Source organism: Nocardia mangyaensis, from assembly GCF_001886715.1.
In the GTDB taxonomy this organism is placed as follows: Bacteria; Actinomycetota; Actinomycetes; order Mycobacteriales; family Mycobacteriaceae; genus Nocardia; species Nocardia mangyaensis.
Map to the genome: position 1 here is coordinate 1,639,906 of NZ_CP018082.1, position 21,669 is coordinate 1,661,574.

Annotated in this window: 17 protein-coding genes and 1 pseudogene; 12 read left to right on the forward strand and 6 right to left on the reverse strand. The window is 68.2% G+C overall.

The features are described 5' to 3' along the window. The first annotated feature begins 357 nt into the window (after positions 1-357). From BOX37_RS07445 to BOX37_RS07465, 5 genes are all read left to right on the forward strand, one after another. Positions 358-1,560, forward strand: coding sequence for a serine hydrolase domain-containing protein (locus tag BOX37_RS07445; RefSeq protein WP_240505256.1), 1,203 nt, complete (start codon positions 358-360; stop codon positions 1,558-1,560). A 166-nt stretch (positions 1,561-1,726) separates the two neighbouring features. After that, positions 1,727-3,037, forward strand: a complete 1,311-nt coding sequence (locus BOX37_RS07450; protein ID WP_084759472.1) for a lipase family protein — start codon at positions 1,727-1,729, stop codon at positions 3,035-3,037. A gap of 494 nt (positions 3,038-3,531) precedes the next feature. Further along, positions 3,532-6,177, forward strand: coding sequence for an aminotransferase class III-fold pyridoxal phosphate-dependent enzyme (locus BOX37_RS07455; protein ID WP_084759473.1), 2,646 nt, complete (start codon positions 3,532-3,534; stop codon positions 6,175-6,177). Further along, entirely contained in the window at positions 6,177-8,501 is a 2,325-nt protein-coding gene (locus BOX37_RS07460; RefSeq protein ID WP_084759474.1) for an MMPL family transporter, read from the forward strand. Before BOX37_RS07455 ends, BOX37_RS07460 begins: the two co-directional genes overlap by 1 nt. Continuing rightward, entirely contained in the window at positions 8,501-9,703 is a 1,203-nt protein-coding gene (locus BOX37_RS07465) for a saccharopine dehydrogenase family protein (protein WP_071927001.1), read from the forward strand. Before BOX37_RS07460 ends, BOX37_RS07465 begins: the two co-directional genes overlap by 1 nt. Before the next feature lie 3 nt (positions 9,704-9,706). On the opposite strand, the gene BOX37_RS07470 is transcribed toward BOX37_RS07465, so the two are convergent. The 3 genes from BOX37_RS07470 to BOX37_RS07480 are packed head-to-tail and all read right to left on the reverse strand — an operon-like array spanning position 9,707 to position 11,693. After that, positions 9,707-10,333, reverse strand: coding sequence for an MBL fold metallo-hydrolase (locus BOX37_RS07470; protein WP_084760716.1), 627 nt, complete (start codon positions 10,331-10,333; stop codon positions 9,707-9,709). Continuing rightward, positions 10,330-11,415, reverse strand: coding sequence for an S-(hydroxymethyl)mycothiol dehydrogenase (locus BOX37_RS07475; RefSeq protein WP_071931262.1), 1,086 nt, complete (start codon positions 11,413-11,415; stop codon positions 10,330-10,332). The genes BOX37_RS07470 and BOX37_RS07475 overlap by 4 nt, the downstream gene beginning before the upstream one ends. A 59-nt stretch (positions 11,416-11,474) precedes the next feature. Beyond that, positions 11,475-11,693 (reverse strand): three-helix bundle dimerization domain-containing protein, encoded by a 219-nt coding sequence (locus tag BOX37_RS07480; RefSeq protein WP_071927003.1) that lies wholly within the window; start codon positions 11,691-11,693, stop codon positions 11,475-11,477. Between the two features lie 113 nt (positions 11,694-11,806). Between BOX37_RS07480 and BOX37_RS07485 the strand changes: the two genes are divergently transcribed. Next, entirely contained in the window at positions 11,807-12,724 is a 918-nt protein-coding gene (locus BOX37_RS07485; RefSeq protein ID WP_071927004.1) for an alpha/beta fold hydrolase, read from the forward strand. Here BOX37_RS07485 and BOX37_RS07490 read toward each other — a convergent pair. Next, complete coding sequence (locus BOX37_RS07490) at positions 12,721-13,380, reverse strand: TetR/AcrR family transcriptional regulator (RefSeq protein ID WP_071931263.1); 660 nt, start codon at positions 13,378-13,380, stop codon at positions 12,721-12,723. The two genes, BOX37_RS07485 and BOX37_RS07490, sit on opposite strands and share 4 nt — an antisense overlap. Before the next feature lie 160 nt (positions 13,381-13,540). On the opposite strand from BOX37_RS07490, the gene BOX37_RS07495 reads away from it, so the two are divergent. Beyond that, positions 13,541-15,574 (forward strand): CocE/NonD family hydrolase, encoded by a 2,034-nt coding sequence (locus BOX37_RS07495; protein ID WP_071927005.1) that lies wholly within the window; start codon positions 13,541-13,543, stop codon positions 15,572-15,574. 120 nt (positions 15,575-15,694) lie between these two features. Here BOX37_RS07495 and BOX37_RS07500 read toward each other — a convergent pair whose 3' ends face one another. Then, positions 15,695-16,003 carry an LLM class oxidoreductase gene (locus BOX37_RS07500; RefSeq protein ID WP_071927006.1) on the reverse strand — a complete coding sequence of 103 codons (309 nt, stop codon included), beginning with the start codon at positions 16,001-16,003 and terminating at the stop codon, positions 15,695-15,697. Positions 16,004-16,054: 51 nt separating this feature from the next. After that, complete coding sequence (locus BOX37_RS07505; RefSeq protein WP_071927007.1) at positions 16,055-16,387, reverse strand: plasmid stabilization protein; 333 nt, start codon at positions 16,385-16,387, stop codon at positions 16,055-16,057. A gap of 402 nt (positions 16,388-16,789) precedes the next feature. Between BOX37_RS07505 and BOX37_RS35940 the strand changes: the two are divergent. The 5 genes and pseudogenes from BOX37_RS35940 to BOX37_RS07530 form a co-directional block, all read left to right on the forward strand. After that, positions 16,790-16,899: pseudogene (locus BOX37_RS35940) on the forward strand (rhomboid-like protein); the annotation flags it as partial. 286 nt (positions 16,900-17,185) lie between these two features. Further along, positions 17,186-17,779, forward strand: a complete 594-nt coding sequence (locus tag BOX37_RS33765; RefSeq protein WP_156910308.1) for a YdcF family protein — start codon at positions 17,186-17,188, stop codon at positions 17,777-17,779. Positions 17,780-17,865: 86 nt separating this feature from the next. Then, positions 17,866-18,768: a metal-dependent hydrolase gene (locus tag BOX37_RS07520; protein ID WP_071927010.1), complete on the forward strand. Its 903-nt coding sequence runs from the start codon at positions 17,866-17,868 to the stop codon at positions 18,766-18,768. Then, entirely contained in the window at positions 18,765-19,862 is a 1,098-nt protein-coding gene (locus BOX37_RS07525; RefSeq protein WP_071927011.1) for a PDR/VanB family oxidoreductase, read from the forward strand. Before BOX37_RS07520 ends, BOX37_RS07525 begins: the two co-directional genes overlap by 4 nt. A 32-nt stretch (positions 19,863-19,894) precedes the next feature. After that, entirely contained in the window at positions 19,895-21,667 is a 1,773-nt protein-coding gene (locus BOX37_RS07530; protein ID WP_071927012.1) for an SDR family oxidoreductase, read from the forward strand. The last annotated feature ends 2 nt before the right edge of the window (positions 21,668-21,669 follow it).

Consider the following 21,669-nt stretch of genomic DNA (forward strand, 5'->3'; position numbering starts at 1 on the left):
GAGCGCTTCCCCTGTGCCCGATGTGTGCCTTCGGTGCGTGCGAGGACCCCGCGGCGAACCCTGCACCGCCTGAAACACGGCCGGGCGGGACGCCGCCGCGGCGGTTTGCAGCGGGATGGTCACAGCGGGTTCGTCTGGTGGATATGAGTGGCAATTGTGTTCGGTAACGAATTTTCCGCACAAACTTCTTCGTACGGGAGAGATCGGGCCTGGTGGTTGGTGTGAGGTCGGCTTGCTCTCGAAATGCCTGTTCAACTCCGGTAACGTGAATATTCCGACTGGTTTCGGATCGTGGTCCGGGGCGGTTTGTCAAAGGTGACATGTGAGGTTGTTATGCGTGGAGCATCGTCTCGTCCGGTGCTGTCGCACACCGCTGTTCGCGGTAGTGCCGCTCCCCGGTTCCAGGATGCTGTCGACCGGTTCGGGCGGTTGTTCGAGGGTGGGCGTGGCGGGGGTGCGCTGGCGGTATACCTGCATGGGCGGCGGGTTGTCGATGTGTGGACGGGGTGTGCGGATGCGGCGGGGGAGGTGCCGTGGGGGGAGAACACCGGCGCGCTGTCGTACTCGACCTCCAAGGGTGTGACCTCGACGGTTCTGCACGTGCTCGCCGGGCGGGGGCTGGTGGACTATCGGGCGCCGGTCGCGGAGTACTGGCCCGAGTTCGGGGTCAAGGGGAAGGCGGGGATCACCGTCGCCGAGGCGATGAGTCATCGGGCGGGATTGTCGCGGATCGGTGTGTTCGCGCGCAACGCCGATGAGCTCGCCGATCATCAGCTGATCGAGGAACGGCTCGCCGCCGCGGCGCCGGACCGGTTCCGTGGCTTCCCGGCCTATCACGCGATCTCCTACGGCACCCTCATCGCCGGGATCGCCAGGGCGGTGACCGGCAAGAGCATGGGCGAGCTGTACCGGACGGAACTGGCCGAACCGCTCGGGATCGACGGGCTGCATCTCGGAACACCGGGACCCGGCTCGACCACCACCGTCGCCGGAACCCACGGTTCGACGACTCCGCTGGGAATTCCCCAGGCCGACATGATGATTCGGCTGGCGGCCCGCACGCCGGTGCCCGGCGCGGGATTCCTGCGCTCGATCTACACCGAGGGCATCGATCGGCTGGCACTGGGCACCGAGCCCGCCATCCTTCGTGGTGAAATGCCTGGCGCGAACGGTGTGTTCACCGCGCGCTCGCTGGCCGCGGTCTACAACGTGATCGCCACCGAGTCGCCGCTGCTGTCGCGGGGCCGGGTGCGCGCGATGGCGCGGTTGCAGTCGGTGCTGCCCGATCGCAATCTGCTGTTGCCGATGGGTTGGCGGCTCGGCTACCACTCCTGGCCGGTCATGGGCGCGCCGAACGCGTTCGGGCACATCGGGTTCGCCGGTTCTGGTGGCTGGGTGGATCCGGCCTCGGGACTGGCCGTGGGGTTCGTGCACAACTGGGCGCCGGAAGCGCTGTCGCTGCCGCGTGACCAGTTCGTGCTGCTCGGTCTGCTGACCGCGGTGGTACGGGGCGCCGGTGCGGAAGCGGGCGATCCGGTCGAGCTGCCGGTGGCAGTCTGACCTACCCGGCGACGAGCGTTACCGCTCCGTCCCTCGTACAGTGAGTGGAACCACTGAGTTCCAGAAGGAATCGGTGGAGCCGTGTGGAATTCGGTGCACAGACGCACGCACACGGCTGTGATCGGACACCGGGGCCGAGTGCGGTTCCGGTCAGGAAGGACCCTGGATGACCGTCAATGCCGACGTCTTCGATGAATCCGCGCCGGTGGAGCCGCTGCGGTTCGACCACCCCGGCCAACCGCGACGTCCCGAGGACGACCCGTTCCACACCCCGCCGCGTGGCTGGGAGGCGACGGCGCCCGGTGCGATTCTGCACACGCGACGGGTCACGATCGCCGCGTTCGGACTGGTCCGGCAGTCGTTCACCGCGTGGCAATTGCTCTACCGCACCACCGATCTCGATGATCGACCCGATACGACGGTGGTCACCGTGCTGGTGCCCGAGGGGGTCGCCGGTCGTCCCGAGCGGGTGCTCAGTTTCCAGTGCGCCATCGACGCGGTGTCGTCGCAGTGTTTTCCGTCCTACGCGCTGCGGCAGGGGGCGCGCGCCCTGGGGGCGGTGCCGCAGTTCGAGATCTTCCTGATCGGCGCCGCGCTCGACCGCGGCTGGATCGTCGCCGTGCCCGATCACGAGGGGATGCTCGGGGTGTTCGGCGCCCCGCGCGAACCGGGGTATCGCTCGCTCGACGGGATCAGGGCCACACTGGGTTTCGGCGAATTGGGCCTCGACCCGGCCACGCCGGTCGGATTGTTCGGCTACTCCGGTGGCGGTATGGCGACCTCGTGGACCGCTGAGATGGCGGGTACGTATGCGCCGGAACTGACCATCGTCGGCGCGGCGGCCGGATCGCCGGTCGGTGATCCCGCCTCGACCTTCCTGCGGCTCAACGGCTCGGTGTTCTCGGGCTTACCCGGCATGGTCGTGGCCGGCCTACGCCGCGTCTCACCCGCCCTCGACGCCGCCCTCAGTGACGCCACCCCCGACGCGCAACGGCGGCTGACGGACCTGACCGAGCGGACCACCGTCGGCGCGGTGCTGCGCGCACCGCGGATGGACTGGGACACCATGACCACCAAGCCGCTGGCCGATGTGCTGGCCGAGCCGGAGATCGTGGAACTCATGCGGAGCCTGCAACTGGGCCTGCACACCCCGACCATGCCGATGCTGGTCGTGCAGAGTGTCGCCGACCCGCTGATCTCGGTGGACGATGTGGACGGTCAGGTGCAGCGCTACCGGGCCGCCGGGGCCCACGTCACGTATCTGCGTGATCGTCTCAGTGAGCACATCACCTTGGCGGTCTTCGCCGCTCCGCTGATGTTCGACTGGCTCGACGACCGCTTCGCCGGTCGCCCACTGCCCGAATCGACGACGAGTACCGTCACCACCGTCCTGACTCGCCGCGGCACCGTGCCCGGCCTGTTGCGCTTCCTCCGGGTCTGCCTACGCATGCTGGGCGGACGAGGCGTTCCCGCCTGAGCTCAGCGGGGTCCGCCCTGGTGGCGCGTAGTCATGTGCGGGAGCAGCGGTCCGCACGTGACCGGGGTCGCTCCGCCTCGGAAGACTTCTGCTGATATCCCGAACCGGTGATTCGCTCCACCACGCTCGCGCGACAGCGAGCACCGAAAGACGTTGTACGGCACCGTAATTGAACAAGCGCCCATTTGTCAGGGTTGGATTTCCGGTCTCAGCTGCGACGACGAAAGATGTTGCGGCGAAGGGCCGTTGACGGGGGTATGGCCACGGCTGTGACCTCGGCCACTGAATCTGTGCGTAACCTTTGGTTACAGGCAGTTGATGTGCCAGACTCCGAAGGGCAACGCGGTCGACGTAGTGATCGGCCAATCGTGACCGAATTGGCAAGGGGGCCAACGGTTCACCCGGTGAGTTTGTTCGTTTATCAGTGACTCGAGTGCACGGATCGAGCGTTTCGTCGTGGAAACGCTCGATCCGGCGTGCGCTGAGGAGGGGTTATGACGACTGTCGTGAAGAAGAAGACGAGCTCACCCGCTCGTGAAGTCGCCCGTTTGGCCACCTGGTTCCCTTATTACGGAACCCGTGGTTACCGGCAGTTCCGGCGTACCGGGGACAAAGCCGTGGTGACGTCGAATCTCCGGGAATTCCTGGTCCGAATGGGGCCGATGTACACCAAGGCCGGCCAGATTCTCGGCACGCAGACCGGATTGTTCGACAGCGACGCCATCACCGAATTCCGCGCGCTGTTCGCCGATATGCCCGCGATGTCGCCGGTCGAATCGACCCTGCTGCTCGGCACCGCGGGCAACGATGAGCTCAATCGCAGGCTGGTCGACTTCGACCCCGTCGCGATCGCGGCGGGCACCGTCGCCCAGGTGCACCGTGGGCGGCTCGACACCGGCCAGATCGTCGCCGTCAAGATCGTGAAATCCGGTGTGCGCGAGCGGCTCGTCGCGAGCACCCAGGCGACCAGCGCCATGCTGACCACGCTGCAGAAACTCATTCCGCTCGCCCGGTCCTACGACGCGGTGAGCCACTTCGCCGAGCTGCGTCCGTTCCTGGTCGACCAGTGCGACATGCGCATCGAGGCGCAGCGCCAGGGCCGGGTCAGGGAGAACTTCCGGGCGCATCCGTTCGTGCGGGTTCCCGAGGTGTACCCGGAGCTGTGCTCCGAGGACGTGCTGGTCATGGAATTCATCGACGACGCGATTCCGGGCACCGAATACGACAAGTGCACCTACCCGCGCGGTGAGCTCGCGCGCCGCCTGCAGGACATCATCTACACGATGGCGTTCTTCCACGGTGAATTCCACGTCGACCCGCATCCGGGCAATGTGATGTTCACCGACGACGGCCAGATCATCATGCTCGACTACGGGCTGGTCGGCACCCTGTCCGAAGACAGCAAATGGAACCTGGCCGCCTTCTATTACGCGTGCATTCACCGTGAATGGGACAAAGCCGTCGAACGTTTCGTCGAGGCTTTCACGGTACCGCCCGAGGGCGCGACCGGTTTTCCCGACGACCGTCGTGATCAACTGACCGCGGTCCTGAAATACCACTTCGAGGACAAGAGCGACTCGTGGTCGACAATGGGCTTCTTCGACGACGCGACAAAGGTACTGCGCGCGGCGAATTGGCGACTCACCACCGAATTCACACTGCTGGGGCTGGCCTTCCTGACCGGTGAGGGCTTCGTCAGCGCGGTGGACCCCGACATCGACGTCTGGGCCAACGCGCGCAAGTTCACCGACCGGTTCTCGCCGTTCATGAGCGCCGAGCTCAAGGAGTTGTTCGACGTCGAGATCGCCGGGCACATGCCGCAGGCGATGGCGATCAAGAACGACGGAGAGCGCGCGCTGATCGCCCAGATCCACATGGATCGCTACATGCTGCCCAGCGAGTACCCGCTGATCGTCGACACCGCCGAGGGCAGCCGGATCACCGACATCGACGGCAACAGCTACATCGACCTGTCCAGCGGTTTCGGCCCGCACATCCTGGGCTACCGGCCCAAGCCCGTCGTCGACGCGGTCGAGGAGGCCGTCCGCAAGGGCGCGGTCAACGCGATCGGCAACCGCGCCGAACTCGAGCTCGCCTCGATCATCGCCGAGGCGTTCGGCGGCGACCGCAATGTGGTCTTCACCAACTCCGGTACCGAGTCGGTGCTCACCGCCTCCCGCATCGCCCGCGCGTTCACCGGCAAGGACGTGGTCGGCAAGTTCGAAGGCCACTATCACGGCTGGTCCGATCAGGGCATGGTGTCGTCCTGGTTCCGCTACAGCGGTGACCCGAAAGAGCCGACGCCGGTGAGTAATTCGGCCGGTGCGCAGCGCGGTGTCGTCGAGAACACGCTGGTGTTCCAGTACGGTGCGGACTACTCGCTCGAGCGGATCCGGCGGCACGCCGCGACGCTGGCCGCGGTGGTCATCGAGCCGATGCCGTCGATGAACCTCGACTACGACCCGGAGTTCCTGCGCAAGCTGCGGCAGGTGTGCGACGAGTGCGGGGTGGTGCTGATCTTCGACGAGGTGGTCAGCGGCTTCCGGGTGACCTATGGCGGCGTGCAGACGCTGGCCGGTGTCGAGCCGGACCTGACCTGTCTGGGCAAGATCGTCGGCGGGGGCCTGCCCGGCGGCGCTGTCGTCGGCAGCGGCCGGGTCATGCAGTCGGCGCGCACGACCAACGATCCGTTCGAGGACTTCGCCACCAGGGCGTTCTGCGGCGGCACCACCAGCGGAAACTCGGTCTCGACCGCCGCGGGCGCGGCCGTGCTCACCTACCTGCGCGACAATCCGGCGGTGTACAGCGAACTCGACGCCAAGACCGACTACCTGCGCGAGGCCTTGCAGAAGATCGCCGACGAGGAGGAGGTCGGGGCGCAGGTGCGCGGAAAGCACACTGTGTTCAGCATCGGCTTCGAGTACTCCAAGCCCGCGCTGGCCCGCGACCAGGCGGCAGGCAGCCACGTCAAGGCGATGCTGGCGCTGGCCTACTACATGCGTCTGAACGGGGTGTATCTGCCCGAGCTGCACACCATCATGCTCGGCGACGCGCACAGCTACGAAGACCTCGACCTCGTCGCCGCGGCGTTCCGCAAGAGCATCCGCGAGATGAAGCAGCAGAATTTCTTCTCGTTCTGATGAGTACGCACACGCTGAGCAAGTCAGCACCACAGCAGAGCGCACCCACCGGTGGAGGCCGCGGTGAACCTCGCGGCCTCGCCGCCGGCTGGGCGCGGTGGTGCTACCGGCTACGCTGGCTGATCCTCGGGTGCTGGGCGATCATCGCGGTCGTCGGCGGCATCCAGTACACGGTGCTGGAAACCCACCTGAGCCTGCCCGACTACTCGATTTCGGGTTCCGAATCAGCGACGGCCACCGAGGTGTTGGCGCAGCGGTTCCCGCGGATCGGCGCCGAGCAGGTGGCGGTGGTGGTGTCGGCGGGCGAGGGGCGACTGGTCGAGGCGGCGGTCGGCCCGATCGTCGAAGCCGTGCGGGGCGTGCCCGGCATCGGCGACATCCTCGACCCGACCACCGCCCAGGTCGGTCCGCAATTGGCCACCGCCGATCGCCGCACGGCGATGATCCTGGTGGCCCTCAGCGGTGAGGTGGCCGAGCGTGACCTGGCCACCGATCGCATCGAGGCCGCGGTGGCCGGGGTCGAACTGCCGGTGGGGGTCACCGCCGATCTGACCGGGGAGACGCCACTGAACAAGGCGCTGGCCGATGTCGAGCGCGAGGACCAGGTCAGGGCCGAGATCATCGGGCTGAGCCTGGCGATCCTGCTGCTGGTCTGGGGGCTGCGGTCGCTGCTCGCCTCGGGCCTGGCGGTGGTGTCGGCGATTCTCGGTGTGGCGCTGAGCAGTTGCGGCATCGCCGTCATCGCCGGCTCGCTCGGCATGTCGCAGTTCGCGCTGGTGGTCGCGACGATCATCGGCCTCGGGGTGGGCATCGACTACGCGCTGTTCATCATCAGCAGGTTCCGCGAGGAACTCGCCGAGCGCGCGGACACCTCGCAGGCCACGGTGCTCGTCGCGCTGACGCGCGCCCTGCAGACCTCGGGGCACACCGTGATCATCTCCGGCGTCATCGTGATGGTGTCGCTGTGCTCGATCATGATCATCGACGGCCCGGTGTTCCGCGAGATCGCCATCGCCGCGGGACTTGTCGTGCTGTGCTCGATGTTCGCCGCGGTCACCGCGCTACCCGCCTTGCTCGCGGTGCTGGCGCCCCGGCTCGCCGCGCGCCCGCACCGATCCGACACGAAGACCGACCCGACGACCGGCCGGTGGTATCGCTGGGTCACGCTGGTGCAGCGTCGGCCCGCCGCATGGGGTGTCCCGACCTTCCTGCTGCTGATCCTGTTGGCCGTGCCGGTCACCGGGATGAAGCTGGGCTTGGACCTGGGCATCGGCACCCTCTCGGAGACCCCGGCGGGTCGCGGCTACGCGACCGCGGCCGATGCCTTCGGCGGATCGGCCGTCGCCCCGATCTACCTGTCGGCGTGCGTGGGGGAGTGGCGGACGCTGAACAACGGCGATGCCACCCGGGTGCGCGGCTACCTCGACGGGCTGGAAGGCAACGGGGGCGTGCTGTCGACGGCATCGGTCTTCGATGTCGCGCCAACGGATTTCGAGTCCCTGGCCGGCGGACCGGTCGGACGGGCCGTCAGTGGTTCGCTGATCGACGATGCCGAGCGCCCGCGCTGCCTGCTGGCGTTGGTGCAGCCCGCCCATCCGGTCGACGCACCCGAAACCGGTGCCCTGGTGGACCAGCTGCGCGGCGATGCGGCGGCTTTGGCGGCCAACGGGATTCAGGTGCACATCGGCGGAATGTCGGCGCAGTACCGGGATCTCGCCGAGGAGACCTCCGCGATGCTGCCGCTGGTCGTGCTGCTCGTGCTGGTTCTGTCGCTGATCTACCTGGTGATCACCCTGCGCAGCGTCGTCATCCCGATCAAGGCGATTGCGTTGAACGCGCTGGCGACCGCCGCCGCCCTCGGCGCCACGATCGCGGTCTTCCAATTCGGGTACGGCGAATCACTGTTCGCGTTCACGAGTGTGGGCAGTATCCAGGCGTTCCTGCCGGTGGCCATGTTCGCGGTGCTGTTCGGGCTGTCGATGGACTACGAGGTGTTCATGGTGCGCCGGATCAGGGAGGAGTACCTGCTCTGCGGCGACACCGCCGAAGCGGTGCGCCGCGCCATGGCCAGGGTCGCGCCGCAGATCACGATCGCGGGGCTGATCATGATCGCGGTCTTCGGTTCGCTGGTGGTCGCCGATGTGCTCGAACTCAAGCAGATCGGGTTCGGCCTCGCCGTGGCCATCGCGATCGACATCTCGCTGATCCGGCTGATCATGGTGCCGGTGCTCATGTCGTTGGCCGACGGATGGAACTGGTGGTTTCCGGGTAGCCAGAAGCCGACGGCGGCGCCGAGCGGCGCGCCGAGGGAAGGGAGTCGTTGATGCGTGTGCTGGTGCTGGGTGGGGCGGGCGAGATCGGCCGGGCCGCGGCGCGAATGCTCGCCGCGCACGAGGATGTCGAGCAGGTGGTGATCGGCGATCTGTCCGAGTCGAACGCGCGGGCGGTCGCCGAGGCACTCGGGGCGCAGGCGCGTCAGATCGACGTCACCGAGCACGACCGGCTGGTGGCGCTGGTCCGCGAGCACGACATCGTGGTCAACACCGTCGGCCCGTACTTCCGGTTCGGGCCCGGCATCCTGGCCGCCGCCATCGAGGCCGGGCGCGACTACGTCGACGTCTGTGACGATCCGGCGCCGACCGCGACCATGCTCGACATGCACGAGCAGGCCGTGGCCAACGGGGTCACCGCGGTGATCGGTATGGGCGCCAGTCCCGGCGTCGCGAATCTGCTCGCCCGCCAGGCGATCAGCGGGCTCGACCGGGCCGACTCCGTGGTCACCGGCTGGAACCTGCTGATGGCCCAGCCCGCCCAGCGGTCCTGGCAGCCGAGCGCGGCGATCGTGCACGGCATCGAGCAGGTGAGCACGCCCATCCCGGTGATTCGCGGCAACGAGCAGGTGCGCGAGAAGCCACTGACGAAGACGACCGTCGACTACCCGGGGATCGGTTCGGGGACCGGCTGGACCTTCGGCCACCCCGAACCGGTGACCCTGTTCCACACCTACCCCGGCCTCGTCGACTGTGTGAATCTCGCGGTCGCCCCGCCGCATGTCATCGGCCCGCTCACCGCGCTCGGCACGGCCGTGCGCTCCGGGTTCCTCTCCCGGGCCCGTGCCGCTTCCGTCGCCGCGGTCGTCGAGAACCTCCTGCCCAGCTCCCCGCTCGCGGCCCTGGACAACTGCGCCCTGCCGCCGCTGTTCGCGACCGCCACCGGCACCCTCGACGGCGAACCCGCCACCATCGGCTGCGCGCTGGGCCAATTCCCCGGCCTGACCATGGCGGAGGCCACCGGAATCCCACTGGCGGTGGGCACTGTCCTGCACCCGAAGCAGCCGGGCGTCCACCCGCCGGAAGCCGTCTTCGACCCCGAAGAATTCTTCCGCGCCCTCGCCCCACACTGCCTGGGGAATCCCCGCCCCGAGTCGATGGTCGTGACCACCAACAGTCAGTGGTCATCCGAGCGCAACGCCCGCGCCCTCGACACCGGCTCCCTCGTCACCGCCCTCCTGCGCCACAAGCGCTGATGCTCAGTGCCCGCGGGCGATCCAGTCGGCCAGCGCGGGGCGTTCGGTGCCGATGGTGGTGGTGTCGCCGTGGCCGGTGTGGACGACGGTGTCGTCGGGGAGGGCGAAGAGGCGGTCGCGGATGGAGTCGATGATCGTGTCGAAGTCGGAGAAGGAGCGGCCGGTGGCACCGGGGCCGCCTGCGAAGAGGGTGTCGCCGGTGAACAGGGCGGACAGGTCGGGGACGTGCAGCGAGACCGAACCGGGGGAGTGGCCCGGTGTGTGGAGAAGGTCGATGTCGGTGCCCGCCAACGTGATCCGGGTGGTGTCGGCGAGGGAGCGGTAGTCGGTGTCGGGGTGGGTCATCCGCCACAGGGGCTCGTCGCCGGGGTGCAGCAGGATCGGGGCGTCGAAGCGGTCGGCGAGATCCGGGGCGACGGTGACGTGGTCGTTGTGTCCGTGCGTGCACAGGATGGCCGAGACCGTGCGGTCGCCGACAGCGGCGGCGATGGCGGCGGCGTCGTGGGCGGCATCGATGACGAGCACCTCGGCGTCGTCACCGATCAGCCAGACATTGTTGTCGACATCCCAGGTGCCCCCGTCGAGGCTGAAAGTGCCCGAGGTGACGACGCGTTCGATGCGCGGGTTCACCACACCACCACCGACCGCAGCACCTTGCCCTCGCCCATGGCGGCGAAGGACTGTTCGACGTCGTCGATGCCGATGCGCTCGGTGACGAACCGGTCCAGCGGCAGGCGCCCTTGCCGGTAGAGGTCGATCAGTGTCGGGAAGTCGCGTTCGGGCAGGCAGTCGCCGTACCAGGAGGACTTCAGCGCGCCGCCGTGGGAGAACAGGTCGATCAGCGGCATGTCGAGGGTCATGTCCGGGGTCGGGACGCCGACCAGGACCACGGTGCCCGCGAGGTCGCGGCCGTAGAAGGCCTGCTTCCAGGTCTCGGGACGGCCGACCGCGTCGATCACCACGTCGGCGCCGAACTCGTCGGTGAGCTCCTTGATCCGCTCGACCACGTCCTCGACGCTCGCGTCGATCGTATGAGTGGCGCCGAAGTCCTTGGCCCACTCCAGTTTTCGTGGATCACGGTCGATCGCGATGATGGTGCCCGCACCGGCCAAGGCGGCACCGGCGATGGCGGCGTCACCGACCCCGCCGCAGCCGATCACCGCGACGCTGTCACCGCGCGAGACCGCGCCGGTGTTCACCGCCGCGCCGATCCCGGCCATCACGCCGCAGCCGAGCAGTCCGGCCACGGCGGGATCGGTGTCGGGATCGACCCTGGTGCACTGTTTTTCGTGCACGAGGGTCTTGTCGGCGAAGGCGCCGACGCCGAGCGCCGGGGTGAGCGGGGTCCCGTCGGTGAGCGTCATCGGGGTGCTGGCGTTGTGAGTGTCGAAGCAGTACCACGGGCGTCCGCGGCGACAGGCTCGGCATTCGCCGCAGACCGCGCGCCAGTTGAGCACGACGAAATCACCGGCGGTCACGTGGGTGACGGCGGAACCGACCGTTTCGACCACACCGGCGGCCTCGTGGCCGAGCAGGAACGGGAACTCGTCGTTGATCCCGCCCTGGCGATAGTGCAGGTCGGTGTGGCAGACCCCGCATGCCTGGACGCGGACGACCACATCGTGCGGTCCCGGATCCGGGATCACGATGTCGACGGTCTCGACCGGGGCATCCTGCGCTCGGGCGATGACTCCGCGGACGGTGTCGGGCATGCGGACCTCCTGTGGGTTGGCGTGGTCTGCCACCCACGCTAGCGGGGTCGCCCGGTCGATCAGTCCGGGATGGGTGGGATCTCTCCGGTCGGGGTGCCGAGTTCGTCGCGGATGTGGTGCTCGACGAGCAGGGGAACGAAGTCGCGGACGTGTGCCTTGGCGAAGTGGTCGTAGGTGTGGCGGACGATGTCGGCGATCTCGGCGGGGGCGATGGTCGGGTACCGGATGGTCAACCGTTCGATGACCTCGTCGAGCTGCTGGTTCTCGTGAGTAGTCATATTCCAGGGTTACTCCGGGAGGCGCGTCGGTCAACCACGGCGGGCGAGGTCGTGGATGGCTGGCGAGCGGATCCGCCGGAGTTCGGGCGTCGCGCAGGACTACCCTCGGCGGCATGCCCGCGGCCGAATTGTTCCTCGAACCCATGATCGGCCGCCCGGCGGGCAAGATCGGCTACTTCACCGGCAGATCGGGCTTCGATCACTTCGCCGAGGCCTATCGCGCGGGACTGGCGTTGTTGCCGAGACCCGATGCGGTGGCCGCCGTTCCGACCTCGTTCGGGCCGGTCCGCGCCTACCGTTTCGGCCCCGGCGGTGACATGCCGGTGGTGTTGCTGTCCGGCCGCCAGGCCTGCACCCCGATGTGGCGGGCCAACCTGCCGGGACTGTCGGCCCGGCACACGGTCTGGTCGGTGGACAGCATCGGTGAGCCGGGCGCGAGCACTCAGGTCCGCGAGCTGACCGACGGCGCCGACCAGGCGACCTGGGTCGAGGAGACCCTGGCCGGACTCGGTCTGTCGCGTGCTCACCTGCTCGGCGCCAGTATCGGCGCGAACCTGGCGGTGCAGACCGCACTGCACCGCCCCGATCGCCTCGCCTCGATCACCCTGCTCGATCCGGCTAACACCTTCGCGCGGCTGAGCTGGAAGATGATCGTCGTTTCGTTGGGCAGTGTGGTGCCGGGTATGCCCGCGGCAGTGCGCAACCGACTGCTCAGCTGGATATCCGGTGGGGCACAGGCTGATTCGGTGCCGGAGGGGCAGCTCATCGCCGCCGGGATGAAGTACTACCGAGGCGCCCAGCCGCTGCTGGGGCGCCCCACCGAAGACCAGTTGCGCGCGCTCGCCGTGCCGACGCTCGCCCTGTTCGCCGGCCGCAGCATCGTCCACGACGCCGACCGGGCCGCCGCCACCGCGCGCCTGATCCCGGACGCTCAGGTGGAGGTGTGGCCGCAGGCCTCGCACGCGATCAACGGCGAATACCCGGATCGGATCGCCGAGCGGTTCGCCGAGTTCGTCGACGGGATTCGTTAGCCCTGCTCGCCGGTCGAACCGATGCGGGCCAGCACGGCACCCACCACCAGGCAGGCGCTGTCGACGACCTCGGGTAGCGGTTCCCGGTAGCCCGAGAGCACCCATTTCTGGGCGATGATCAAGATCGCGCCGACCAGTCCGAGGATCAGCATCCGCACGCTGACGGAAGGATGGTCGGTCAGATCCAGGTGCGGGGTGATCAGGGCCAGGCAGATGTCGACCAGCGCGTCGAGCACATCGTGGTAGGCGTGGTCGACGGCGGGACTCACCCCGAGGATCTCGAAGAAGGCGATCCGCGGGACTCGGGGATCGTCGGCGATGAGCTGGAAGTAGGCCGTGAGGGCCACCCGCACCCGGGTGTCGAGATCGGCCTCGACATCGCCCATCCCGACATGGATGGCCTCGAGCATGCGCGCGGTGACCTCGCGGTACACCTCCAGCAGGAGATCCTCACTGTCGGTGAAGGATTCGTAGAAGTACCGCTTGCCGACGCCCGCTGTGCCGCAGATGGTGGTGACCGTGGTGGCCCGGTAACCCTCGGTGCCGAACGCCTCGGTGGCCGCCTCGACCAGCCGGGCGCGTCGTTCCCGCTGACGCTGTCCGGGCGCGGCGCCCCGGTACCTGCGGCCGTCGGCGTCGAGATCAGGGGCGTTCACGGTGCCAATTCTCGCAGTGCCGGGCGTGAGCCGGTGCGGCGGCTGGTGGTTGTCTGCCGTGATGGAGAACATGTTCTTGCCATATAGCGTGACCCAAGCTACGTTACTTTCCGGTACGGGAACGTCGTGGTTCCCGATGGTGGAGGGCTGAGACCGAAGCATGATCAAACATCGAGGGCGACTGTCCGCGCTGGTCGCATCTGTCGTCGTGTTCGCGGGTGCGGTGGCATCGGCCCCGGTCGGGCAGGCCGCGCCGGCCGCCGAGGGGCTCGACGCGCAGTTCGTCGCCACCCACAACGGACCGCAGCAGTACCCGAATGTGTTCATCGAGTGGGACGTTCCGATCACGATGAGTGACGGAACAGTATTGAAAGCCAACGTCTATCACCCGGCGGGTGCCGACGGTCAGCCGATCGCCGAGCCGACGCCGACGATCGTCAACATGACGCCCTACACCAAGCTCGTCTCCAACATCGCCGACTCGGCACTCTCGGTGCCCGGCCTGTCGGAGGTGCTGATGCCGGTGCTGCAGAACCTCGATTTCTCCGCGTTCGGTTACAGCAGCCTCAGCGACATGATGAACGCGCTGCCCGGGGGTGCGGGGCGTACCTTCGGCGTCGACCGCAATCTCATCCGTGGCGGCTACACGCAGGTCGTCGTCGACGTGCGCGGCACCGGCTTCTCGCAGGGTGTCTGGCAGGTGTTCGGCGAACGCGAACAGCTCGACGGTGTCGAGGTCGTCGACTGGGCGGCCGAACAGGGCTGGTCCAACGGCAAGATCGGGATGAGCGGCATCTCCTATTCGGGGATCAACCAGCTGCACACCGCGCAGCGTCAGCCCGAGGCGCTGAAGGCGATCTTCCCGATCGTGCCCGGCAGCGACCTCATCCGTGATGTCGCCGCCCCGGGTGGCGCGCTCGGCATCGGCTTCATCCCCGCCTGGTTGCTCGCCGTCGACGGCGCCAAGCTGTTGCCTGACATGGTCTCGATCCTCACCGGCAGGTTCGACTGGACCTGGCTGGCCGACCGCGTCCGCGATCCGTTCACCTTCTTCAATGTCCTCATCGCCGCGCTCACCACGCCGAGCATCGACCAGATCCCGCCGGAGTTGGCCACGATCCTCGACGACGAGAGCTCCTTGCGCACGTCCTGGGTCGGCAAGCCGGACCAGGTCCAGGTGCCCACGTTCATCTACGGCGGCTGGCACGACATCTTCACCTACTCGTCCCCGCGCATCTACAACGCCGTCGACGTGCCCGCCGAGCAGAAGAAGCTCATCATGGGCAACGTCTATCACGTGACGGTGAGCTCGGGTCTCGGCCGGCCGGGGGCGCCCGCGCCGCTGGAAGCGTTGCAGCGCGCGTGGTTCGACAAGTGGCTCAAGGGAATCGACAACGGCATCGACCGCTACGACCCGGTCACCCTGTGGCAGCAGGGCAGTGAGCAGTGGACCACCGATGTCGCGTTCCCCCGCCCGGGCATGCAGCACCGGCGGCTGTACCTGGACCCGGCCTCCTCCGGGACCGCGCCGGGCGCCAGGTTCGACGGCAGTCTGGTCGGCGAGCCGGGTGGGGCGCAGCGGGTCTCGGTCGATCCGAGTCTGGCCACCATCTGTTCCCGTGATGCCGCGCAGGGCACGGCGGGTCTGGTTCCGCTGCCGGACGTCTGCATCAAGGACGCCCGGATCAGCGAGGGTGCCGCGCTGACCTTCACCACCGCCCCGGTGACCCAGCCGACCCGCATCTCCGGCTCCATCGCCGCGCACCTGAACACCGTGCTCGACACCACCGACGGCTACTGGACGGTGACCGTGAACGACGTCGCGCCCGACGGCCGCTCGACGGTCTGGTCGCAGGGGCAGCTGATGGCCTCGCTGCGCACGGTCGACGAGGCCAACTCGACGCGCTCACCCAACGGCGACTACACCGATCCGTACCCGTACCTCACCCTGGCCACGCGGCAACCGGTGGTGCCGGGCGAGCCGACCATCATCGACATCGGCATCAGGGCCACCGACGGTGTCCTGCTGCCGGGCCACCGTCTTCGGGTCGACGTCTTCGCGGGCAACTTCCCCAGCGGAATCCCGCTGCGGCCGTTGCTCAACGAGAGCGGCCTGCGCACCCAGCACCTCGAACTCGACCCGTCCCGTCCGAGCTGGATCAATGTCCCGATGGACACCGACCCCGGCTGGTGATCCCCGCTCGCCCCGCCTCGAACAACCGGGGCAGGGGCTGCGGTTGATCATCGCGCGGCGTCGGTCAGGTCGGGGGCCCGGGTCACCGGCGTTGTCGGCATTGTCACGGCGCGAGCCGTCTCAGCTCCCGGCGCGCAGGAGCGGGTCCAGTTCGCCGGCGTAGAAGTCGAGGAAGGCGTCCATGTCCGGACCCGCGTTCATCAGGACGACTCGGTCGTACCCCGCGTCGGTGTATTCGCGTACCGCCTTGACATAGCGGTCGGGATTGGGCAACTCGCTCATCACCTTCCAGCCGCCGACCGACCACCGGTTCGTCGACAGTGCCGCCTCGGCGCCCTCCTCCTCGGTCGGCGCGAACGCCACACCCAGTTCGGCATATCGCGGCCCCTGCCCAGCCGCCTGCCGATAGGCCTGCACGAGTTCGGGCACCCCTCGGCTGCCAATTTGAATCCGATCTGCATGGCGAACCTTTCGCGGTACTCAGTCGCGGCCCAGGGCGTGGGCGAGTTCCTGCTTGTTCATCTTCGAGCGGCCGTCGATGTTGCGACGGCGTGCCTCGTTGTAGAGCTGGTCGCGGGTCAGGCCGCGCGGTCCCTTGCGGTGCGCGCGCTGACCACCGCGGCGGGAGGGCGAGGTATCGGTGCGGGACAGGTGGCTCGAGGTCTCGGCTTCGCCCTTCTGGGCACGGGTCTTGTTCACCGTGCGCGCCGCGATCTCCTCGGCGCGCTTCTCGCTGGTGCCGCGGTCGCGTTCGGACTTCTTGATGTCCTTGTACTGGCGTTCCCGCTTGGCACTCCATGCTTGCTGCGGCACGACTGCCTCCTCGGATCGGGTGGACGTTCGTTGGGCGGCTACCCGGGGACCGTCGACGGAAACAAGGCTGCCCCGATCGGTTGGCGGTGGCACCCGTGCGGCAGGAGCCACCGACAGGGGAATCGATCGTGGTCAGGCGATCAGGTTGGTGAAGAACTGCCAGACAACCTGTAAGAAATCGACAATCATGACCCAGCACCTCCTTTCATCGACGTCCGGTTGGTTACCGGTCGGCGTTCAGGTTTGCGGCAGAGTTTCCGTCGCATACCTGCAGATGGCTGGGATTCAACCCGTCACTTTGTGACTACCCGAAATCAGCTGGCAATAACCTGGCTATCCAACTCCAGGCGCACTGTCGTGGTGAGTAGCACGGTCATTCGCACACGGATCGGTGAGCTGGCGGTGACCACCGTGATCATCGCCCGGCTCCCGCCCGAGGAAGCGCGGGTCTGGCTCGGTCACCGCTCGACCAACCTGCACCACCTCGGCGAGGATCCGCTGCGGGTGCTGATCGGCAGCGCTTTCTGGACCGACGGCGGTGGGTGGTTCGCTACGCCGTGCTGTTCACGGTCTTGCATGCCAACGCCGAACGCCGGCTCGGCACGCTGCGCTGGCTGGTGGTGGTATTCGCTCACGCGGGGGCGGGGCGCTCCTCGGAACTCGGCGGTGACCCTGGGCAGGTTTGCCCGCCGGGCATCGAAGCGCCGACCACTCGTGTGAGCCCAGTCGCCGCCGAGTGGCCCGATGCGCTGGGCCGGGTGATCTTGCTGGCGGTCGGAGTGGCTGCTGGGTGTGTTCGTGGTGCGCTTCCGGGGCGACCGGCGCGGATTCGGCAATGGAGTGCTGTTGCTGCTCGGGCTTCTGTGCGTCGGTGGGGCACTCGTTTCCTCGGGCGCCGAGAGTTCAGGGCCGCAGGTGCTGGTCCTGCTGGTCCTCGGACTCGGTCTCGCGCTGCTCGTGCCGTACGTGCTGCTGGTGGTCGCGTTCGCCGCGCGATGGGTGGTACTGGGCACCGTCTTGGTCGCGGTCGTTCTCGTCGCGTCCTATCTCGGCTTCCTGCTGGTGGCCTTCCTGCTCTATTCGCTGGTCTACGGCTGGACCACCCGGGCCGAAGGCGCGATCGCGATCGTCGTGCACGGCTCCGGTCTGCTCGGTGGCCGAGTGTCGCCGCTGCTGGCGAGCAGACTGGACCGGGCGCTGGGTCTCTGGCGCGCCGACCGCCCGTTACTACCTGCCGAGCGCATTGCCGCGCGAGGATGTCGGCGTCCTGGCCGAACGCAAGTGGTTCACCATCGCCGCCTGCGGGATTCTGGCGGCACTGCCGCTCGCGGTGGCGGTCGCCGCGTGATGGCGGGCGAATCCAAAATAGGTGTTACCTGGAATACTACATAGATGTATCATTGCCCTACCGCAGGAATCGGCGCACCGCTGCGCCGCAGCGCTCGCAGGAGCTCTGCGCGGGAGGACGAGGAGTACCGATGAAGTTACTTCGCCGGGCCGCGCGGCGACCGGACACCGATCCGGGTCAGGTCGCGCTGCAGGCTCGCAATGTGACCTTCGACTGGTCGGACGTGGCGCTGCACTGGATGCCCGCCGAGCCGGTGGCCAGCCATCTGATCAGCGCGCTGAACATGCTCCTGCCGGAGGGCGAGCGCATGTTCTGCGCGACCTATCGCGAAGCGCTGCCTTTCGTCAAGGACGAGAAGCTGCGCGAGGACATGCTCGGCTTCATCGGGCAGGAATCGATGCACGCGAGCACCCATGAGAAGGTGCTCGGCGAGGTGTTCGCCGCGCACGGCATCGATCCGGGGCCGTATGTGCGCCAGATGGAATACCTGTTCCGCAAGACGCTGGGTCCGCGCGGTGGCGATGATCGAGTGGTCCGCCAGATGCTGGTGGAACGGATTGCCTTCATCGCCTGCCTCGAGCACTTCTTCGCCTGGCTCGGCGACTGGGTCCTCAACGCCGATCTGGAGAAGTTCGGCGCCGACCCGCGCATGGCCGATCTGTTCCGCTGGCACGGTGCCGAGGAGGTCGAGCACCGCAATGTCGCCCACGACGTGGCGGTGTACTTCGGCGTCGGCTATGTGCGCCGGTGCGCGTCGATGATCCTGGTGTTCCCGATCTTCCTCACACTGGTGGTGCGCGGGACCCGGTTCCTCGTCCAGCAGGACCCGGAGCTGCCCGATCACGGCTACCCGCGCCTGCTCGGCAAGGTGTTCGGCGCCATGTGGCGGGGCGCGCTGCCCGGTGTACCGTCGCTGCTGGTCAGCGCGCTGTCGACGTTCCAGCCCGGCTACAACCCGGACAGTGTCGGCTCGACCGCTCAGTCCGTCGCCTACCTGGCGAAATCGCCGGCGGCCCGTGCGGCGGCTTCGTGACCACCCACGACTTCCCCGCCGACCTCTACGGCAAGCACCGCCGCGATCCGGGGATCAGGGTCCTCGACGCCATCGCGACCACCCGGCTGCGCTGGAGCGCGCTGGTCAATCGCGGTGACCTGGCCCGGCTGCGCGCTGACGACCGCCGGTTCCCGGTGGTGGTGACCGAGCGGCGGATCGAGGCCCACGACCAGGATGTGGTGAGCCTGCGCCTGCAAGCGCCGGACGGCCGCGTCCTGCCGCGCTGGCGTCCCGGTGCGCATCTGGATCTGGAACTGCCCTCGGGCCGGTTGCGCCAGTACTCGCTGTGCGGCGACCCCGCCGACGAGCGCGCCTACCGCGTCGCCGTGCGCCGGATCCCCGAGGGGGGCGGCGGTTCGGCCGAGGTGCACGACGACCTGCCCGTCGGCAGCCGGGTCGTGGTGCGCGGGCCGCGCAACGCGTTCCCGTTCGCCGTGCCCGGCCACGGATCGCCCGCCCAGCGCCTGCACTTCGTCGCCGGTGGGATCGGAATCACCCCGATCCTGCCGATGGCCCGGCTCGCGCATCGGCTCGGTGTGCCGTGGACGCTGGTCTACAGCGGCCGCAGCCGCGACACCATCCCGTTCCTGGACGAGATCGAGAGCTTCGGCGCGCGCGTGGTGGTACGCACCGACGACGAACACGGTCTGCCCGACGCAGCCGCGCTGCTGCCCGGCGTCGGCCCCGGCACCGCCGTCTACGCCTGCGGACCTACCCCGATGACCTCGGCCATCGTCGCCGCCGTGCGCGCGCTGCCCGAGGTGGAATTGCACTACGAACGGTTCTCCCCGCCGCCGATCGTCGACGGCACCGCGTTCGAGATCGAATTCGCCTCCACCGGCGAGGTGGTGACGGTGCCCGCCGACCGCACCGTCCTCGACGCCATCCTCGAGTCGCGTCCCGATCAGCCCTACTCGTGCAGGCAGGGCTTCTGCCGCACCTGTGTGGTGCGGGTGCGCTCGGGCGAACCAGACCATCGCGAGACCGTGCTCTCCGATGCCGACCACGCCGCGGGTGAGCTGCTCGCCTGCGTATCTCGTTCCCACGGTGAGCGATTGGTGCTCGATCTGTGAGTTCGATTCCGGGACAAGGAGTCCGAAAGACCATGACCATCGACAGCCCCCAGGTCGCGAATGAGCGTGTCGTCCGTAGCGGCGACTTCGACATCGCGGTGTACGAATACGGAAATCCCGCCGCCGACACCATCGTGCTCGTGCACGGCTGGCCCGACACCCATCATCTGTGGGACACCGTGATCCCGCTGCTGTCCGAGCGTTTCCACGTGGTCGCCTACGACACCCGCGGCCACGGCGCTTCCACCCGCACCCAGCGCACCGCCGACTTCCGCCTCGACGAACTCGCCCGCGACTTCTACGCCGTCCTCGACGCGGTGAGCCCCGACCGTCCCGTGCACGTGCTCGCCCACGACTGGGGTTCGGTGCAGGTCTGGGAGGCGGTGTGCGAGCCGCAGGCCGCCGCGCGGGTCGCCTCGTTCACCTCGGTCTCGGGCCCCAATCTCGACCACCTGGCCAGCTGGGTGCGTGACCGCCTGTCGCGGCCGACGCCGCGCAATGTGTGGCAGCCGGTGACCCAGCTGCTGTCCTCGGCCTACACCTTCTTCTTCATGACCCCGGTGCTGCCGCGCGTCACCTTCGGCGCCATCGGGACCGAAAAGCTGTGGCAGCGCGCCGTTTCCCTGATGAACGACACCCCGGCCGACAATGTCAAGCTCGGGCCGACCTTCCGGCGCGACATGGTCGACGGGCTGCTGATCTACCGCGCGAACATCGTCGCGCGCATGCTCTCCCCGCGTGAACGGCGCACCGAGGTGCCGGTGCAGCTGATCGTCGCCGGGCGCGATGTCGCGGTGCGGCCCGCCGGCTATGACGACTCGGGCAAGTGGACCGACCGGCTGTGGCGTCGCGATGTGCCCGCCGGGCACTGGATGCCGTTCTCGCATCCGGAACTGCTCGCCACCGCGACCACCGAACTGATCGAGGCCCTCGACGGCGCCGGGGTCGCACGCGGCCTGGCCAGGGCCGAAGTCGGCCGCACTCGACGGGAATTCGACGACAACCTGGTGGTCGTCACCGGTGCGGGCAGCGGCATCGGCCGCGAGACCGCGCTCGCCTTCGCTCGCCTCGGCGCCGAACTGGTGATCTCCGATGTCAACGAGCTCGCCGCCAAGCAGACCGCCGAACTCGTCGCCGCCGAAGGTGGTGTGGCGCATTCCTATTCGCTCGACGTGTCGAACGAGGAGGCGGTGCGCGCGCATGCCGAGGCGGTGATCGCGGCGCACGGCGTGCCCGACATCCTGATCAACAACGCCGGAGTCGGCCAGGCCGGCGGGTTCCTCGACACCCCGTCCGAGGAGTTCGACCGGGTGCTGCGGATCAACCTGGGCGGCGTGGTCAACGGCTGCCGGGCCTTCGGTTCCGCGATGGCCGAGCGTGGCCTGGGCGGACACATCGTGAACCTGTCCAGCATGGCCGCCTACAGCCCGCAGCGTGACATGGCCGCCTACGCCACCAGCAAGTCGGCCGTGTTCATGTTCTCCGACTGCTTGCGCGCCGAACTGGCCGAGCGCGGCATCTCGGTCTCGACCGTGTGCCCCGGCATCGTGCACACCAATATCGTCGCCACCACCCGGATCTCGGGTGTCTCCGCCGAGGAGGAGGCCGCCGCGCAGCAGAAATTCGACAAGCTGTACCAGCGGCGCGGCTACACCCCCGACAAGGTCGCCACCCAGATCGTGAAGGCGGTGCGCACCGGTCGTGACATCGTCCCGGTGACGCCGGAATCGTGGCTGCAGTACCGGATCAACCGGATCGCCCCCGGCGCGGTGCGTTTCGCCGCCCGGCGGATGAAGCTGGTCTAGGC

Excerpts from the sequence above, each read along its gene's own strand:
- BOX37_RS07460 (WP_084759474.1), top strand. The coding sequence starts at position 6,177 with ATGAGTACGCACACGCTGAGCAAGTCAGCACCACAGCAGAGCGCACCC.
- BOX37_RS07475 (WP_071931262.1), bottom strand. The coding sequence starts at position 11,415 with ATGCCCGACACCGTCCGCGGAGTCATCGCCCGAGCGCAGGATGCCCCG.
- BOX37_RS07480 (WP_071927003.1), bottom strand. The coding sequence starts at position 11,693 with ATGACTACTCACGAGAACCAGCAGCTCGACGAGGTCATCGAACGGTTG.
- BOX37_RS07455 (WP_084759473.1), top strand. The coding sequence starts at position 3,532 with ATGACGACTGTCGTGAAGAAGAAGACGAGCTCACCCGCTCGTGAAGTC.
- BOX37_RS07485 (WP_071927004.1), top strand. The coding sequence starts at position 11,807 with ATGCCCGCGGCCGAATTGTTCCTCGAACCCATGATCGGCCGCCCGGCG.
- BOX37_RS07520 (WP_071927010.1), top strand. The coding sequence starts at position 17,866 with ATGAAGTTACTTCGCCGGGCCGCGCGGCGACCGGACACCGATCCGGGT.
- BOX37_RS07465 (WP_071927001.1), top strand. The coding sequence starts at position 8,501 with ATGCGTGTGCTGGTGCTGGGTGGGGCGGGCGAGATCGGCCGGGCCGCG.
- BOX37_RS07530 (WP_071927012.1), top strand. The coding sequence starts at position 19,895 with ATGACCATCGACAGCCCCCAGGTCGCGAATGAGCGTGTCGTCCGTAGC.
- BOX37_RS07495 (WP_071927005.1), top strand. The coding sequence starts at position 13,541 with ATGATCAAACATCGAGGGCGACTGTCCGCGCTGGTCGCATCTGTCGTC.
- BOX37_RS07450 (WP_084759472.1), top strand. The coding sequence starts at position 1,727 with ATGACCGTCAATGCCGACGTCTTCGATGAATCCGCGCCGGTGGAGCCG.